The sequence below is a fragment of the Laceyella tengchongensis genome (assembly GCF_900182735.1).
GTDB classification, from domain to species: domain Bacteria; phylum Bacillota; class Bacilli; order Thermoactinomycetales; family Thermoactinomycetaceae; genus Laceyella; species Laceyella tengchongensis.
Window position 1 is genome coordinate 131,479 of the sequence record NZ_FXTU01000007.1, and the last position, 16,674, is coordinate 148,152.

At 49.5% G+C, this 16,674-nt stretch carries 14 protein-coding genes, 1 rRNA gene and 1 other annotated feature; of the genes, 1 reads left to right on the top strand and 14 read right to left on the bottom strand.

The features are described 5' to 3' along the window. Positions 1 to 148: 148 nt before the first annotated feature. From lepB (QQZ12_RS14080) to QQZ12_RS14100, 5 genes are all read right to left on the bottom strand, one after another. Positions 149 to 739 (bottom strand): signal peptidase I, encoded by a 591-nt coding sequence (lepB, locus tag QQZ12_RS14080; RefSeq protein WP_102991243.1) that lies wholly within the window; start codon positions 737 to 739, stop codon positions 149 to 151. A 50-nt stretch (positions 740 to 789) separates the two neighbouring features. Beyond that, positions 790 to 1,341, bottom strand: a complete 552-nt coding sequence (gene lepB / locus QQZ12_RS14085) for a signal peptidase I (RefSeq protein WP_102991242.1) — start codon at positions 1,339 to 1,341, stop codon at positions 790 to 792. Positions 1,342 to 1,522: 181 nt separating this feature from the next. After that, a complete protein-coding gene (gene metG / locus QQZ12_RS14090; RefSeq protein ID WP_431606314.1) occupies positions 1,523 to 3,547 on the bottom strand; it encodes a methionine--tRNA ligase in 2,025 nt (674 codons plus the stop codon). A gap of 2 nt (positions 3,548 to 3,549) precedes the next feature. Then, positions 3,550 to 3,785: a binding site (T-box leader), on the bottom strand. Positions 3,786 to 3,932: 147 nt separating this feature from the next. Next, positions 3,933 to 5,771 carry an ATP-binding protein gene (locus tag QQZ12_RS14095; protein ID WP_106342731.1) on the bottom strand — a complete coding sequence of 613 codons (1,839 nt, stop codon included), beginning with the start codon at positions 5,769 to 5,771 and terminating at the stop codon, positions 3,933 to 3,935. A gap of 18 nt (positions 5,772 to 5,789) precedes the next feature. Further along, positions 5,790 to 6,743: a DNA double-strand break repair nuclease NurA gene (locus tag QQZ12_RS14100; RefSeq protein WP_102991239.1), complete on the bottom strand. Its 954-nt coding sequence runs from the start codon at positions 6,741 to 6,743 to the stop codon at positions 5,790 to 5,792. Positions 6,744 to 7,061: 318 nt separating this feature from the next. Here QQZ12_RS14100 and QQZ12_RS14105 point away from each other — a divergent pair, with 318 nt between their 5' ends. Continuing rightward, positions 7,062 to 7,334, top strand: coding sequence for an AbrB/MazE/SpoVT family DNA-binding domain-containing protein (locus QQZ12_RS14105; protein WP_154986267.1), 273 nt, complete (start codon positions 7,062 to 7,064; stop codon positions 7,332 to 7,334). Positions 7,335 to 7,673: 339 nt separating this feature from the next. Here the strand turns inward: QQZ12_RS14105 and nagE are convergent, their stop codons facing one another. From nagE to rrf, 9 genes are all read right to left on the bottom strand, one after another. Next, positions 7,674 to 9,128 carry an N-acetylglucosamine-specific PTS transporter subunit IIBC gene (nagE, locus tag QQZ12_RS14110; RefSeq protein ID WP_223248002.1) on the bottom strand — a complete coding sequence of 485 codons (1,455 nt, stop codon included), beginning with the start codon at positions 9,126 to 9,128 and terminating at the stop codon, positions 7,674 to 7,676. 398 nt (positions 9,129 to 9,526) lie between these two features. Further along, positions 9,527 to 10,402, bottom strand: coding sequence for a 16S rRNA (cytidine(1402)-2'-O)-methyltransferase (rsmI, locus tag QQZ12_RS14115; RefSeq protein WP_102991237.1), 876 nt, complete (start codon positions 10,400 to 10,402; stop codon positions 9,527 to 9,529). 63 nt (positions 10,403 to 10,465) lie between these two features. Beyond that, positions 10,466 to 10,747 (bottom strand): GIY-YIG nuclease family protein, encoded by a 282-nt coding sequence (locus QQZ12_RS14120; protein ID WP_102991236.1) that lies wholly within the window; start codon positions 10,745 to 10,747, stop codon positions 10,466 to 10,468. A 136-nt stretch (positions 10,748 to 10,883) separates the two neighbouring features. After that, positions 10,884 to 11,258, bottom strand: coding sequence for an initiation-control protein YabA (locus QQZ12_RS14125; RefSeq protein ID WP_102991235.1), 375 nt, complete (start codon positions 11,256 to 11,258; stop codon positions 10,884 to 10,886). A 53-nt stretch (positions 11,259 to 11,311) separates the two neighbouring features. Then, a complete protein-coding gene (locus QQZ12_RS14130) occupies positions 11,312 to 12,136 on the bottom strand; it encodes a PSP1 domain-containing protein (protein ID WP_102991234.1) in 825 nt (274 codons plus the stop codon). Positions 12,137 to 12,462: 326 nt separating this feature from the next. Then, on the bottom strand, positions 12,463 to 13,098 hold the full coding sequence (tmk, locus tag QQZ12_RS14135) for a dTMP kinase (RefSeq protein WP_102991233.1): 636 nt from the start codon (positions 13,096 to 13,098) through the stop codon (positions 12,463 to 12,465). Positions 13,099 to 13,120: 22 nt separating this feature from the next. Continuing rightward, on the bottom strand, positions 13,121 to 14,557 hold the full coding sequence (locus tag QQZ12_RS14140) for an aminotransferase class I/II-fold pyridoxal phosphate-dependent enzyme (protein WP_284724563.1): 1,437 nt from the start codon (positions 14,555 to 14,557) through the stop codon (positions 13,121 to 13,123). 178 nt (positions 14,558 to 14,735) lie between these two features. After that, a complete protein-coding gene (locus QQZ12_RS17125) occupies positions 14,736 to 14,918 on the bottom strand; it encodes a sigma factor G inhibitor Gin (RefSeq protein WP_223248086.1) in 183 nt (60 codons plus the stop codon). A 1,632-nt stretch (positions 14,919 to 16,550) separates the two neighbouring features. Beyond that, positions 16,551 to 16,665: ribosomal RNA gene (gene rrf / locus QQZ12_RS14145) — 5S ribosomal RNA — on the bottom strand. Positions 16,666 to 16,674: the final 9 nt, after the last annotated feature.

Below are 16,674 nucleotides of genomic sequence, written 5' to 3' on the forward strand. Positions count from 1 at the left end.
CATTGAATCAATCTCTTTATAGAAAACCAATCAACGGGCCTTAGCTAACGGGGCCGAACAGCGGGAACGGGTCTTGCCAGGCACAATTGATGTCATGCCTGGCAAGACCCGCCTTCTAATTTTTCACCGCGATGGCCACGAGCCGGCGTCAATGCGCCAAACTTGTCGTCGCTGGCGCCTTAGGGTCCGCGGTTGCCACCGGATCTCCCGGCAAGAGGCGCATCCGCTTCACCGGCAAAACCACGACATCGGCGCGGCCCACGATCTCATTCAGTGATACCGGCCCGATCATGCGGCTATCTTTGCTGTTGTTGCGATTGTCTCCCATCACATACAAAGAATTGGCGGGAACGGTAGTGGGTTTATAGTTCGTTCCTTCGTTCATCGGCCCGTTAATGTAAGGCTCGTTCAACGCGATACCATTACGGTAAACCTTGCCGTCTTTAATTTCGATCCGGTCCCCCGGCAATCCGATCACCCGCTTGATGAAATCCCGTTCCTCCGCAGTGTGGAAGACAACGATATCACCATACTCCGGCGTGCTGACCCGATAGATCCATTTGTTTACAATCAGCAACTCTTCCCCATCTAGGGTCGGTTCCATCGAAGCCCCATGCACTTCATACGGGGCAAATAAAAACGTGCGGATAACCACGGCGATGACGACGGCCACCAAGATGGCAGCAATCCATTCCAATACGGTCATCCAAGAATTGGACGAGCTTTTGGTCTCTGACATTCATAGCCCTCCTGTAACCAGTTCTGGCGCATGTTCGTTCTGGTTTGCGGTCAGCGGGAGCCGACGGCCTCTTGTCCCGTGAGTAACTTGGTATGTTTGATCGGCAACACAACCACATCGGCGCGGCCCACCACCCGCGACAGCGGAATAGCTCCCAGATCGCGGCTGTCCCTGCTGTTTTCACGATTGTCACCCAACACGTATAGCGAACCCTTCGGAACCACGGTCGTCCGGGCATCGTCCCGGGTGTATGTCGTCCCTTGGATATAAGGCTCGTTCAGCATCTTTCCGTTTCGATACACCTTGCCTTTCTTGATCTCAATCCGGTCTCCCGGCAAACCGATCACTCGCTTGATGAAGTCGCGCCCTTCTTCGGCATGAAACACGACAATATCTCCATAAGCTGGTTCATGCATGCGATACGACCATTTGTTCACGATGATTTTCTCGTCATTTATCAATGTGGGTTCCATCGATGCGCCATGCACATCATAAGGACTAAACAGGAAAACCCGAATAATCCCGGCGATCACCAGCGATACGGCAATGGTGCCCACCCACTCAAAGGTGGATCGAACCGCAGATGAGCTTTTCTTAATCATTGTGACCTCCTTATCCAAGCGAAAATCTTGCAAGGGCATGTAGGCTGATCGGTGGAAGCCGCCCCCTTTCCCTAATGGGACGATGAACGAGCAAAAGAAGGGGGTCACCGGTATTCGGCACGGGAACCTGACCGTGTCCGATTGCAGCACCGAAACGGCGGTTCCCCCCGCTAGATTCGGTCTACTTCACTTTGGAGCCGTTAGAAATATCGCCCGACACAGTCGCTAGCACCAAGCGATCTCCTTGAGAAGCCGCCAAAATCATGCCTTGGGACAGCTCGCCGCGCAGTTTGACCGGCTTCAAATTCGTTACGCAAATCACCTTTTGCCCCACCAACTCTTCCGGACGGTAATGCTCGGCAATGCCCGAAACCACTTGCCGTTTCTCTTCTCCCAAATCGAGTTGCAACTTCAACAGGCGATCCGCTTTAGGCACGCGATCCGCTGCGACAACTTCCGCCACCCGTAAATCTACTTTGCCAAAATCTTCGATGCCAATGATTCCTTCCATCTCTTTTTGTTCCTCCCGTTTTGCCTCTTTTTGTTTTGTGTTCCGATCCTCTGCGGCCGGAGTTGCTGAAGTGGTCATCCGATAAATGGCTTCAATCTCCTCTTTCGCATCCAAGCGCGGGAAAATCGGATTTCCTTTTTTCGTTTGGGTTCCCGGACGCAATCCGCCAAACGCGGCCAAGCTTTCCCATGAAGTCTGTGGGCCTTCTTCCAAGCCCAATTGCGCCCACATCTTGGACGGGGTTTGCGTCATGAACGGCTGGATCATGATGCTGACCATTCTCAGCACCTCAAGCAGATGATATAGCACTGAACCGAGGAGATGGTGCTTGCCTGGATCTTTAGCCAAGTTCCACGGCTGGGTTTGTTCGATGTACCGGTTCCCTGCCCGTACCAACTCCCAAATGGCGGTAGCGGCAACAGAGAATTGGAATTTATCCATCTCCGCTTCCACACGCTTGACCGTATTCAGCGCCAACTCCCGGAACGCCTCGTCGTATTCCGTAGCGCCTTCGACCATCTCCGGCACAACCCCTTGATGGTACTTTTCAACCATGGTCAAGGTGCGGTGCAATAGATTTCCCAAATCATTGGCCAAATCGGCATTCAGCCGTTCCACAAACGCTTCTGGGGTGAAAACGCCATCCGATCCAAACGGCACTTCTCTCATCAGGAAATAACGCATTGCATCCAAACCAAACCGCTCAATCAACGGAACTGGATCAATCACGTTTCCTTTGGATTTGGACATCTTCTCCCCTTGCACCAAAATCCACCCATGGGCGAACACTTTCTTTGGCAACGGCAGACCGAGCGCCATCAAAAAGATGGGCCAATAAATGGTGTGAAAGCGAACAATCTCTTTCCCAACCAAGTGCACATCCGCTGGCCAATATTTCTTATACTTAGCGTCATCGCCAACGCCGTACCCCAGCGCAGAAATGTAATTGGTCAACGCATCCAACCACACGTAAACGACATGCTCAGGATCGTCCGGCACTTTGATGCCCCAATCAAACGTGGTGCGAGAAATGCTCAAGTCTTCCAAGCCGGGTTTGATGAAGTTTTGGATCATCTCGTTTTTACGGGATTCCGGCTCAATGAAACCGGGATTCTCCTCATAGAAACGCAACAGGCGGTCGGCGTATTTGTTCATGCGGAAGAAGTAACTCTTCTCTTTGATTTTGCTAATGGGGCGGCCGCAGTCAGGACAAAGCCCATCCTGGACTTGCCGGTCCGTGAAAAACGCTTCGTCGTCCACACAATACCAGCCTTCATACTCACCGAGGTAAATATCTCCCTGCTCCAACAGTTGCTTGAAGATTTTTTGTACGACTCGCTTATGGCGCTCATCGGTGGTGCGGATGAAATCGTCATAAGAGATGTCGAGCTTTTTCCACAACTCTTTAATACCCGCAACGATCTCATCAACAAACGCTTTCGGTGTTTTGCCTTCTGCTTGTGCCTTTTTCTGGATTTTCTGACCATGTTCATCCGTGCCGGTCAAGTACATGACGTCGAAACCCCGAAGTCGTTTGTACCTAGCGATCACATCTCCAGCTACAGTAGTGTAAGCATGACCGATATGTAGTTTGGCACTTGGGTAATAGATGGGTGTCGTAAGGTAAAAGGTTTGTTTCTGTTCACTCACTTTTTCCCCGCTCCTTTCAAATACAATATAAAAAATCCCGCCCACATAGTTGGGGCGAGATTGTTTCACGCGGTACCACCCAATTTCAGCGTCGCCTAACAAGCATGGCGATGCCCTCATTCAAAACCCCTAACGCGGGTTCACGTTCTTTCCTACTCTGATCAGCATTTCAGAAAGAATTCTCCAGGGCCATCTTCATTAGCTTCGGCTATGCTGGCTTTCACCTGATCCAGCTCTCTGGCGATAGCACCCACTAACTACTCTTCCCCTTCACAGAAGCTCATAGGTATACGAACTTTTCGCACTTCACTATTATACATCATTCTATTTCGGCCGCTCAAGCATCGACACAATTAGTTTAACCGTTCTGTTGGTTTTTTATTACATTTTTTCTGTAACCTGATGCCTGACTACGTCCCCCGCTGCTTCCCTAACGGCGGTCGTAACGCACCGCAAACGGAGTTTCATGCTTTTTCAGTTTGCCGTCCCGTGCTAGCCGCTCCAATTCTTGTTTCAATCGAGTCACATCCCAAGAAAGACCACACTCCCGGTTCACCAGGGTCACGGTGGGCACCAAATCCGTTTCAAACACAGGCAAGGCTTCCAGCAGACAGGAAACCACTTTGTCATCTTGGGCTTCAGCGAATTGCTTCAGTTCATCAAACGGATTGGACAAGTGTGGGCTACGGGTGTAAGCACAACGCACACGGATGAAGATGGTACGCCCAAACACCGCCGAAGAGACAAAGGTGTCTCCAGAACGGAGGTACGGTAGCCGTTTGCCCTCCTCCGGGGTCAAATCGGTCTCTTCCCGCAACGTGGCGATATCGGTACCCCTGACCGTCCGGAAGACAAACTTGGTGTTGAGCTGGGCAGTGATCGTCTCATCCAACAGCGTGGGCCGTTGTGTGGCCAACACAAGAAACACCCCGTATTTTCTTCCTTCCTGTGCAATTTCCTTTAAAATGGATTTGGCCGGAGAATCCAGCGCTTTGGGGGCGAAGTTATGCGCTTCGTCAGTCACCACCACAAATGGGGGAAAGAAACGCCCCTCTTCCCCGTTCATTCTAGCATCTTTGTATTCACGCCGTTTGCGGTAGAGGGAGCCGATCACATACGTGGCAAACACTTGCAACACCCATGTGCTTCCTTGCACCACCACCAGCTTCCCTTGCTCCAAGCCCCGTTCGATCGCTCGGATATCTTGTTGGAACAATCCCGCTTTTTCCAAGCGTTGCAACCGCCAATGAACTCCTTTGACAGAGGACGGCGGCAAAGTGCCAAACTGATTTAACAACTTTTTGAGGTCATGAATCCGCTGGACATCGGTAGGAGTGAGTTCGGGATTCTGCAACTGGCGGTCAAGCCCCTGTTTGCCCTCTTCCAACGCCTGTACCAAGTTGCTAACGCGGTCGCTAAACGAGATAAAGGAATCGCGTTTGCGGTGTAACATCTGAATGACATTGACCATGGCGTCTGACAATTGGCTTCCAGCGGCCCCCAACAATTCTGTCACATCACGGGTCGACAGATCCGAGAAAGAGATCCCAACATCGCGCCCAATTTGCACCGCAGTATAGCAATCGGTAAATTGGATCCCTTTGTCTTCCATTCCCGGGGTGCGCTCACTGAAATCCATTTCAAAATGGGGATCGAATACCATCGTGGGAATCCGTAGCTTCATCAGTTCCTCCAACATCACCCGCAACCCAAACGACTTACCCGAACCCGATCCGCCAAACACCCCAATATGCGGATATTGCTGCATCGTCTTAATGTCGAAAATGAAAGGAACCCCCCATTGTGGACGGAGTTGCCCTTGTTCCATAATCATAACCTGGTCTTTCAAATCTGGAGAGATGGTGGCCCCCATCGACTCCGTTCCCCGAATCTCTCCTAACAGCATCCCTTCTTCCGGGGAGGATTTCACCAACAGGCTCCGCACCTCTTCAAACTTCGGCAATCGAACCGCACAACCCGTCCGCACCGGATGGGGGGCTTCCTCGTATAGCCGCAATTTCGCCAGATTGATTTCATCCGACTCGATGTCATATCCGATTTGTTCCAACGTTTGGATCACTTGAGCATCGACCAAAGACTTATCCAAACCCATGGGTATCAAGCGGTTGTAAGACATCGATTCGACCACTTCACCCCGCGGATAATCCAACTGCGCATCTTCAACGACCAAAATCTCATTGATGCGAAACTTGCGATCCCGCGATACGATATAAACTTCTTGTTGTGTGGTTACGCCTACAACTTGCATCGACTTCTCCCTCTCCTTCTAAATCATGCGGTCACTTCGCTTCATCGACAACAAACGGTGCCGCAAATCGGCGTCAATATATTGTTCCACCATCGTCTCCACCAATGGATTGGTCACCCGCACCTGATTGTCCACAATATCCAACCAAAACGGGATGCCACGTCCTTGTTCCGGCGTCAAGCTATAAATCAGCCTGACCAGAGCCAGCCGCTCCTTTCCTTGCGACATTAAGCCGTCCAGTCCGATCGGTTGCGGACTCCGAGATGAGCGAAACGCCATTTTCCACATCTGGCTCCCCGCCGGGCTCCACCCTTCCCACTCAAACGCTTCACCCGGTTTCAGTACACCGTACAGCAAATCGCGGTCCGACCAAGCAGAATACTCCGGAAACAACTCGCGCACCAATCCCCTTGTGCCAATCTCTTCCGATACCCCGATCATGAGCGTGCCCTTTTCCTCAGCCAACTGGGCCAAGCGTTCCCAACTTTCAGCGTCATCGATCCAGAAATGGAGAAGCGACCCATCCATTAACACCACACGCGGTTCCCATTCTAACACAGCCTCCCGCGCCACTTTTAATTCCAATTGCGACAAGAGCGTCCCCCGCTTTTTGGCTTCTCTGGCTGCTTGTCCATCCCCGGCCTCTTCTTCTTCCAACAGCGGCGTGTATACGTCAGCGGCCCACTTTTCTTCCCCTCGCGTACCCTTGGCCAAGGCCTGAAACACAGACAGGGTTCGCATTTGTGAACCTTTGGTGGAGTTGACTGAACCATCTACCCCGATCAAGGCTCCCCCTTGCAAAAAATCGCGCAATTCCCCGTCAGGCCATTTATCAATCTGGTGGAATGTGCCCACTTTGTGCAATCGCTCCCTAATTTTGTGCTCATCAAATGCCTCTTCGGGATAAAGGGCCCGTAGCGATTGGTTCAATTTCTTCAATTTTTCTTTCAGTTCTTCTGAGACCGGCAACATTCCGCATCCCTCCTATCCTCTATTGTTGAGCATGATTCCAGCGAAGGCAACCGATTTTTCCCATCAACTATCTGCTCCACCACACAAATGCAACTATTTATATTGTCAATACATTTCATACCAATGTAAAACTTTTTCGCTGTCAAATGTAACATATCAATTAACATGATTAAGGAATTTTCTATAAAAATCCTCTTATTATATTGACTGTTATGGGAATGGTTGGTATGATGAACTTAGCGTCAATGTCGAAATTTGACGTCAATTTACAGATAAAAAAACCAAAACCAAACACCAAAGCTGAGAGGGGATTCAAACATGTTGAAATCCACAGGCATCGTACGCAAGGTTGACGAATTGGGTCGTGTGGTGATTCCGATCGAATTGCGTCGAACCTTAGGAATCGGCGAAAAAGACGCCTTAGAAATCTATGTTGACGGTGAAAGAATCGTCCTTAAAAAATATGAGCCGGCTTGCATTTTCTCCGGTGAAGTTGATGAAACCATCCGCTACAAAAACAAAGTAGTCAGCAAGAAATGTGTAGAAGAGATGTATCTTATGATTAAAGGTGAAAAAGTGACGGTTGAATAATCTTATCCCTTAAACAAAATATTTCTCCATTCTCTCATGCATTTCATGTTGATACAAGCTACACAACCTTATACATAACAGACATCCCGCATGGGAAATGGCTTAGTTCATACTAAGACGAAATTCTAAATATTAAACCAATTCATGTCGCATTGACATAGCGGGTTCAATCGACATACAAGGCGAGATCGCTTGGGAAAGGGCGGTCTCGCTTTTGTTTTCTTTTCCTAGTGATCGCCTCGTCGCGCATAAAATGAGCGGAAAACGGGTTTCATCGCGAGCCTTCGACAAACGACAGGGACCCCTCCCACTAGGAAAGAGTCCCTGCCCGGTGATTGATTACCCTTGTTCGATGATTTTTTTGATTTGGTCCTTTAACAGCTCCGATTTCGTGCCAAACACTGCTTGGAAGTTGCCTTTGCCGACTTGCACGACACCTGCTGCCCCTAGCTTTTTCAGCTGATCCTGATCCAATTTGCTTTCATCTTTCACCGTCATGCGCAAACGAGTTGTGCAGGCGTCCAACTTCTCAATGTTTTCCTTGCCGCCGATCGCTTGCAACACGTTTTGCGCCAACTCATCATCACCAACCGGGGCGGAAGCTGGACGCGCTTCATCCTCTTGCGCCTCTAGTTCTTCACGCCCTGGGGTTCTTAAATTGAACACACGAATCAGCACCCGGAACAGCACATAATAGATCACCGCATACACCAAGCCCACGCCAAACAGCAACCATGGCTTGGTGGCTAGATTCATGTTCAGGAAGAAGTCGATGGCCCCCGCCGAGAAGGTAAACCCGTGCTTGATACCCAAGGCGGTTACAACAGCCATCGACACCCCGGTCAAAATGGCGTGCACCACATACAACAGCGGCGCCACAAACATAAATGAGAATTCAATCGGTTCGGTGATCCCCGTCAGAAACGCCGTCAACGCCGCACTGATCAAAACACCAGACGCCAGTTTACGTTGCGATTTTTTCGCTTCGTGAATCATCGCCAAACATGCCGCAGGCAGACCAAACATCAGTACCGGATAGAAGCCTGTCATAAAGAGACCTGCTGTTTTGTCCCCTGCGAAGAACCGGGTCAAGTCCCCCGTCACCGTTTTGCCAGCTTCGGTCACAAACTCACCGATGTTGAACCACACCAAGGAGTTTAAGATATGGTGCAAACCAAACAGGATCAAAAGACGGTTTAGCAAACCGTAAACAAACGACCCAATGGAACCCTGTGCGATCATCCAATTGCCGATCGCGCTGATCACCCCTTGCACAGCGGGCCAAATGAATAAAAACAAAATCCCCATGGCCACCATGATAAATGAGGTGACAATCGGCACAAAGCGTTTGCCGCCAAAAAATTGGAGCCAATCGGGCAGTTTGATATCATGATAACGGTTATAAAGGCCTGCAGAAATCAATCCTGTGATAATGCCGCCCAACACACCCGTGTCCAGTTTCAACTCTTCCGTGCTACCGAGATCGACGATCTGCTTCATCACGAAATATCCCACTACTGCTGCTAATGCCGCCGCGCCCGCACTTTCTGTCAATCCCAAAGCAACCCCTACCGCAAACAAGATCGGCAGGTTGTCAAAAATCGCTCCGCCACCTTTGGCCATAATTTCACCAATACGGAAAATCATGGTCCCTTTGGCGAAATAAGCTGGGTCACTCAGCAACGCGCCGAAGCGGAGCAACAGACCGGCTGCCGGCAATACAGCGATAGGCAGCATCAGTGACCGGCCAATGCGTTGCAAGAATCCCAATACACTTCCACTGTTCTTGCTCAATCCAAACACCTCCAATAAGGAATGATTACAACAAAATTGGTATAGACAATATACCTTTGAATTAATCATATCGCATTTTGCGAAAATGTAAACCTTTTCACCCCAACCATTTCTTTGCATGTGATATGGATAAAGGTCAAAGAGGTATATGATCTATTCCTTTTCTGTTTATCGGTTTCCTCTTTATATTCTGCTTGATTTCACTTAAAACTGTTATAATTCCCCTTAAAACTCCTTTCTCCAAAGTATGTCCGTTTGCAACTGTCACGCATGCATCAGTCCTGAACCCGTCCTTAAGACGCAACCTGACGTAAAACAGGCGGGAACGACTATTATACCGCAACCCGCCTCTAGTCTGAACATGAAATTCTGTTTCATCGGCATAATCATTGGATGAATTACTCAGATCCCTTATGATACATGTTGTAAATTTCTCTTTTGGGCACACCCCGTTCTTGGGCCGCTTGCAAAATGGCCTCTTTCTTGCTACTTCCTTTCTCGATGATCGCCTCAACATGATCGATCACGGACAGCCCTTCCCACCAAGAGGGTTGCTCTTCCTCTCGCACCTCCCCTGCCCCTTCTACGACAATGACATACTCCCCCCGCGGACCTTGTTCTTTAATAAAAGCCAAACAGTCCACCAAATTGCCGCGCAACCACTCTTCATGTTTTTTCGTCAATTCGCGAGGTATGGCCACGCGTCTGTTTCCCAACACCTCCAACAAATCGGTCAACATCTCGGGCAAACGATGGGGAGCCTCATACAAAAGCAAGGTGGCGGGCGCATTTTTCCATTTAGCCAATTCCTCTTTCCGCCCTTTACTCGAACGCGGCAGAAACCCGATAAACAAGAAGGGTTGCGTGGGCAAACCGGATGCCACTAACGCCGTCAACGCAGCATTGGGACCCGGAATCGGCACAACAGTGATCCCTTCTGTCACCGCCTGGCGCACGACTTCTTCACCCGGATCAGAAATACCGGGTAACCCCGCATCACTGACCAGCGCAATTCGCATCCCTTTTTTTAATTTCCCAACCAATTCCGCTCCTCGTTTCTGCTCATTATGCTCGTGATAACTCACCAACGGTGTCGACAGCCCCAAATGGTTTAGCAATTTGCGCGTGTGCCGGGTGTCTTCCGCAGCAATTAAATCCACCTCAGCCAATATGGCTTTCGCGCGATCACTCATGTCTTGCAAATTGCCGATTGGTGTCCCCACTATGTACAAGATGCCTTGATTCTCATCCGCAAAACTCTTTTGCCGTTCCATACCAACTCCCCTTTCTTCGGTCACGCTGCCCGCATTTTGTTTGCCCTTGGCGCATCTGCCCCCTCACAACTCCTCCAACCTGTCTGCCAACGGCCCATGGGTACGAATCAACCGCCATTTTTGCTCCCTTGTCAATTGCTTGATTTCCCATTCCCGCCGTAGCGCCCAGCTTCGATCTCCTCCCGTTTCCACATATCTCACCGTCACGGGACGCCGGGTGCGTGTATACTTAGACGCCCTCCCCTGTGCATGCTGGCGAAGGCGGCGCTTTAAATCACAAGTGATTCCTGTATACAGGGTGCCGTCACTGCATTCCAACATATACACCACATATGGTTTCCCCATCATTTTCCCACCTTGGAAGCAATTGCGGAGCCAGAGTCTTGTTACGGCAGCCGACGATGGATTCACCGAAAAAGCCCCGCCAGTAAAGAAAAAACGCCGGCGTCTGGGCAAGATTATGCGCCCAGACCTCCCAGCGTTATTTTTCCTTTGATGATTTATTGAGAAAAGCGATACAGAATAGGCAATCTCCATCACCTCTAAGCCGTCCGTAATGGACATTGCATATGTGGAATCCTTCGTCATACAGATTCGACAGATGGTTGACGCCTTTGTGTGTGGACTCGTCCTCCACTTCGGCTTTTTGGGAAGGGGGCAACTTTTCGGTTTGTTGTGGCAAAGGTGGTTCTTTGGCCACAAACAATTCTTTCAAACGCTGGTTTTCCATCACCAATCTGGTGTTCTCTTCAATCAATTCGACAATCTGTTCTTTTAAGCCACCCAACCCTTTATACATCTCACCAATCTGTTGCTCCATTTGGGCAACCCGTTTAAAGATTTCTTCTTTGTCCAAGCCCCCCCACCTCGTTTAACACCCAAGTGGTTAGTTTCTTCACTTGCGACTGATTAGACTCTGCTGGCTTGCGGCGAACGTTTGCCTTTGACATTGTGAAGCAGATGTTCCACCACAGCCCCTGTCTCCCTTAATTCGACCTGCACCCTACGCTCAAGCAGATTGAGAGCCACCACCCGGCCTTCGCCATCAGGTGTTGAAATCCGCTCTCCGATGTCCGGCAACAGTTGCTTGGCTTCTTCATAAATATCATTCTCATACTTCAAACAGCACATCAACCGGCCGCACAAGCCTGAGATTTTGGTTGGATTTAGCGAAAGATTTTGGTCTTTCGCCATTTTGATTGAAACAGGCTCAAAATCACCCAAAAACGAAGAACAGCATAACACCCGGCCACACGGCCCGATACCCCCAAGCATTTTTGCTTCATCACGCACACCGATTTGGCGCAGTTCAATCCGTGTTCGGAACACTGCGGCCAAATCACGCACAAGCTCTCGAAAGTCAACTCGGCCATCCGCCGTGAAATAAAATATGATCTTATTGCGATCAAACGTATACTCGGCATCAACCAATTTCATTTCCAACTCATGTTGGTTGATTTTCTCTTGGCACACTTTCAACGCCGCTTTCGCCGCCCGGCGGTTCTCTTCCATTTGCTCAGTATCTCCAACTGTCGCAATCCGTAACACTTTTTTGAGCGGCAACACCACTTCGTCTTCCCTGACATGGCGGATTCCCATCACGACACTGCCATATTCTATGCCTCGCACCGTTTCCACTATCACGCGGTCGCCTTGTTCGACTTTGTGATCAACAGGATCAAAATAGTATATCTTACCCGCTTGTCTAAAGCGAACCCCAATCACTCTTAACACGTAAGCAATCCCTCCTGCATTGCCCTACCAGTCCCAGTACGGCCAGAGGTTGCGTCCGATTCCTCTACCCTGTCAACCGTTTCCTCCTGCAAAACCGTCATCTATTCATCAACGAATGGTTTATTCTTTCTAGAAGGGGCAGAAAATTCCCCTTCTATCATTCTATCACCTGATAACAAAAATGGGCAAACGCTTCTTTCAATTTGCCATGGTGGTTTTCTGCCATTCTTTCCAATTGCCAACCATTTGTGCCCAGCAATAAGAAACGTTTTTTGACAGGGGGTGAAACAGGGGGAGTCATATGATCTCATGAGGTGACCGGTTCATTAGCTTTTGATTTGGGCCAATGAACAAAAATCCTGCATGATTCTCTCACTGATCTTCTCCACAGACATTCGCCCATCCAACACCACATACCGTTCTGGTTTCTCTTGGGCAAGGCTTAAATAGCCTGAACGCACGCGCTCATGGAACATCTTCTCTTTCGATTCCATTCGATCCTTCTTAAGTCCGCGCTTTTGCATCCGCTCTTCGCCGAGCTCGACTGGAACATCTAACAAGTACGTTCGATCTGGCACCAGACCATTTGTGGCCCAGTGATTAATCCAGCGGATTTCATCCAAGCTCCAGCGCGCGCCATGCCCTTGATAAGCCAAACTGGAATCCACATACCGGTCACTTAGCACCACTTCTCCGCGCGCCAAGGCCGGTCGTATCACTTCTTCCACCAATTGTGCCCGGGACGCTGCATACAGCAGTGTTTCCGTGCGTTGTTTCATGTCACTGCATTCGGGGTTGTGAAGCACCATGCTTCGAATCAAATCGCCTATATACGTGCCGCCTGGTTCCCGCACTTGAACGCAAGGGATTCCCCGTTCTTTCAAGTTTTGGGCCAGCCGGTTGATTTGCGTTGATTTTCCAGCACCTTCAGGCCCTTCAAATGTAATGAATAATCCTCTCACAACAAATCCTCCACCATTCCTATCATTCAATTGCTGTCAGGGTCGGGACTTCTCCTTCATGCCTAATCCCTCTAACCCGCCCCCCCGCATGGATTACGTCTGTTATATAATCAATCCCAGCCTCCGTCAAACGCTCCCCAGGCAAAACAAGGGGAACTCCTGGCGGGTAAGGAACGATCATTTCCGCCGCGATCATGCCCACTGCTTGATGCAATGGCACCCTCCGTTTGGGCCGCCTTCTCAATTGCGCCCAAGACAGATCCGCTTTTCGCCATTGCGGCAGGCTGGGCGGGTGCGCCAGTTTGGTTTTAGGCAACAGCGGTACCACTTTATCCAAGCGCCGCAATGCCTCGGTCAGGCGAACCAAATCCGTCGGCGTGGTTCCCATGGTGAATACAAACAGTACCGCTTCATGATCCGCCATCTCAGTGTAAACACCTTGAGATGCCAGCCATTCGGACAGCTGATAACCTGTCACACCTTGACCAGCGGTTAAACTCAATTTTAGCGGATCACGGAGTCCTGGGGGACGCCGTTCCGACAAATGACGCAAAGCTTTAATATTTCCCCGGAAATCTTGCAATCGACTCAACAATTCGACTAATACTGCTTCCCCCTTTGTCGCCATCATGCGCCTAGTCACATCAAGGGAAGCCATCAATGGATAGGAAGGACTGCTAGATTGAATCACCTTCAGCCAATGCGCCACCTCATCCGCATTGATTCGGCTTCCTTTTAGATGCATCATGGAAGACATCGTCATAGAGGAGAGCATCTTATGGGTGGACTGAATGGATACATCCACCCCACCGTCCATGGCTGACGGCGGCAATCCGGGAGCAAATCCCAAGTGCGCCCCATGGGCTTCATCCACAACCAATGGCACACCATACCGATGACACACTTTCGCCAATTCCGCGACGGGCTGCACCAATCCCCAGTAAGTAGGGCTCGTCAACACCACCCCTTTTGCATCGGGGTGAAGACGAAGAACCTGTTCCAACACCTCCGGGTCAAGGGGACGCTCTTGTCCATCATCATCTACGCCCGCACTGAGATATACCGGAAGTGCGCCAGCTAACATGCAGGCATGAAACACGGATTGATGGCAGTTTCGCCCGACGATCAATGTTTCCCCAGGACGGCAAAGAGCCAGCACACTTGCCAGATTTCCCGCCGTCGTCCCTCCCACCAAAAAGAAGGTCCGATCCGCGCGAAAAAGGTCAGCGGCCAACAGCTCAGCATCCTGAATCACTCCCGTTGCATCGTGCAAATCATCCAGTTCTCCCACCTCTGTTAGATCCAACTCCAACAACGGGGAAAACCAAGACTTGCTTTTTTCATCAAAAGCGCTCCCTTGCTTATGTCCTGGCACATGAAAATTGGCGCATGAACGTTGACGGTGCGCTAACAACGCATCAAACAATGGTGCTTTCTCCTGCTCCGGCTTGTGCTTCAATTATTCTCTCCCCCTTTAAAAGAAAAAAGACTGGATTACGGATTCCAGTCTGATGCTTTTCACTCCAAACAGTTTTACTCTATCATGACCAGCCTAGGCCACTTCGTAACTTTCTTCCATAGGCAGTACGGTGACCCAAAGCCAGCCGCACCGATCATATCGCACTGTCAATCTGAATTCAATGGGCCAGCAATCTCCTTAAACGCCAAACATAATAAAGATAAACAGGATCCTCTACTTTACTTTTTACCATTTCCGTTTCACATGTACAACAAATTTGTTTGCCCAAAATCTCCAGACTCTCATGTTGCTCTTGACCGCAAATCAAACAAATTTGGGGCCGCTGATTCCCTTCCACCATCGCCACCACCTTCAACTTTTATCTCCATTATTTTCAACTTCCGCAATCTTTAAACAGGTTCGTGCGCATAAACAGCAAGCCAAGCTTCACTTAGCTCATCTCATCTATTTCAATCGTTCTTGATCAGTCCAAACAGCGCTAATCAAGAAGGGGGTATCGAACAGGCGGACTCTCTCCAACATGCGCCATCTATGGGTAACACATGTTGCAGTTAGTTAACATTTTATTCAACAGCCATGATAAATATTTTTTATAAGACGTTGGTTAAGATATAAGACAAAAAGGGGTTTTCTTATGTTGCAGAGCAAACAGATATTGTTCTATATCTTTGGGTTGTTTATCCCGGTCAACCTGATGCTCCGGACTTTTTTATGGCATTTGCACCACCGGCAAACGAAGCACTCACGCTGAATCCCGTCTATCGGCCGGCATGCCCCCTTGAAGCTACACTGGCGGCAAGAAGCCGTGCGGAATCCCGTTTACAATGCACATGTGAGCAAAGATGGACGTCGGCTGTTCATAACCTCCTGGGATGAAAGGTCACATAACGCTGGTCAAATATGCCTTTGTGAACAACATGTGATCACCCCGCATCGTCTACATAGACTAACCTTTCATCCCTTTGGCATGCCTTTTGTGCAGTTGCAGTCATGGAAGACTTAAACTCCCGAGCCGCCTTGACTAACACTCTCCATGTAAATCGAAAGTTGCTCAGAAGAGAGTATGACTTAAGCAAATCACACTAAGCCGCTGTGGCTGATGTTAGTTTCAAACTGTGGAAGATATCTGCATGCTGTCGTTCGGGCTGATTCGCTTAAAAAACAGGTAACACCATCAGAAGACCACCCGATATTTCCCACATCTGCTCCTATTCATCTCTGCTATATGGTTAGAGCGTATTTTGGTTTGCCAGACACGTTTTTAGAGCATGACTGATGAATGGGCCAGCGGATCTAAACTGTTCTTATTGCTTCACCTATGACGTGCCACTCATTGGGAAACTCGTTTTCCGGCGCTTTCAGCTATCAACTTTTTTTCCAGGCATGTTCTAGAGTATGTCTGATATTGATTAGCACCATTGTCTCATTCACTTCACGCGTGGCGAGACTTACCTGGAAAAGATTTTTTCGCTACTTCGATCCCACCAACTTGGTTTACCAAACACATTCTAGGCGTGTCTGATGAATAGACTAGCGGCTCCAAAACCATTTACTTGTGCATCGGCGCTCCTCGAGAAAAGATTTTTCCGCTGCTTCTTCCCTACCAACTTGATTTGCCACACACCCTAGAGACTCTCGTATTACTCGACAGCCGCATTTGACTGTCTGTTGCCGCTCATTCCGCTGAACGGATTCATAGACAGCACCCTTGAGCGTTTTTCATTGAAAATACGTAATGGAACTTTTAAATAAGCAACCCCACTAATCATCGTACAAGAAGTGGGCAGCAGAACATCTCCGGGCTCACCTCACCCATGTGGCATGAAGCCCGCTCGCTCCTTTTGTTCCAAGCAAGGGTGAATCGGTTCCAAACAGCACTGCCCCTTGGCCACTGGCAGTGCCATATGATGAATCAACTTGCTAATATAAACAAAGCAAAAACCCCCACTTCATTCTGAAGTGGGGGTTAGTAGCCTGGCAACGACCTACTCTCCCAGGGCTTAAGCCCAAGTACCATCGGCGCTGGAGGGCTTAACTTCCGTGTTCGGTATGGGAACGGGTGGGTCCCCTCCGCCATCATCACCAGACGTTATGTT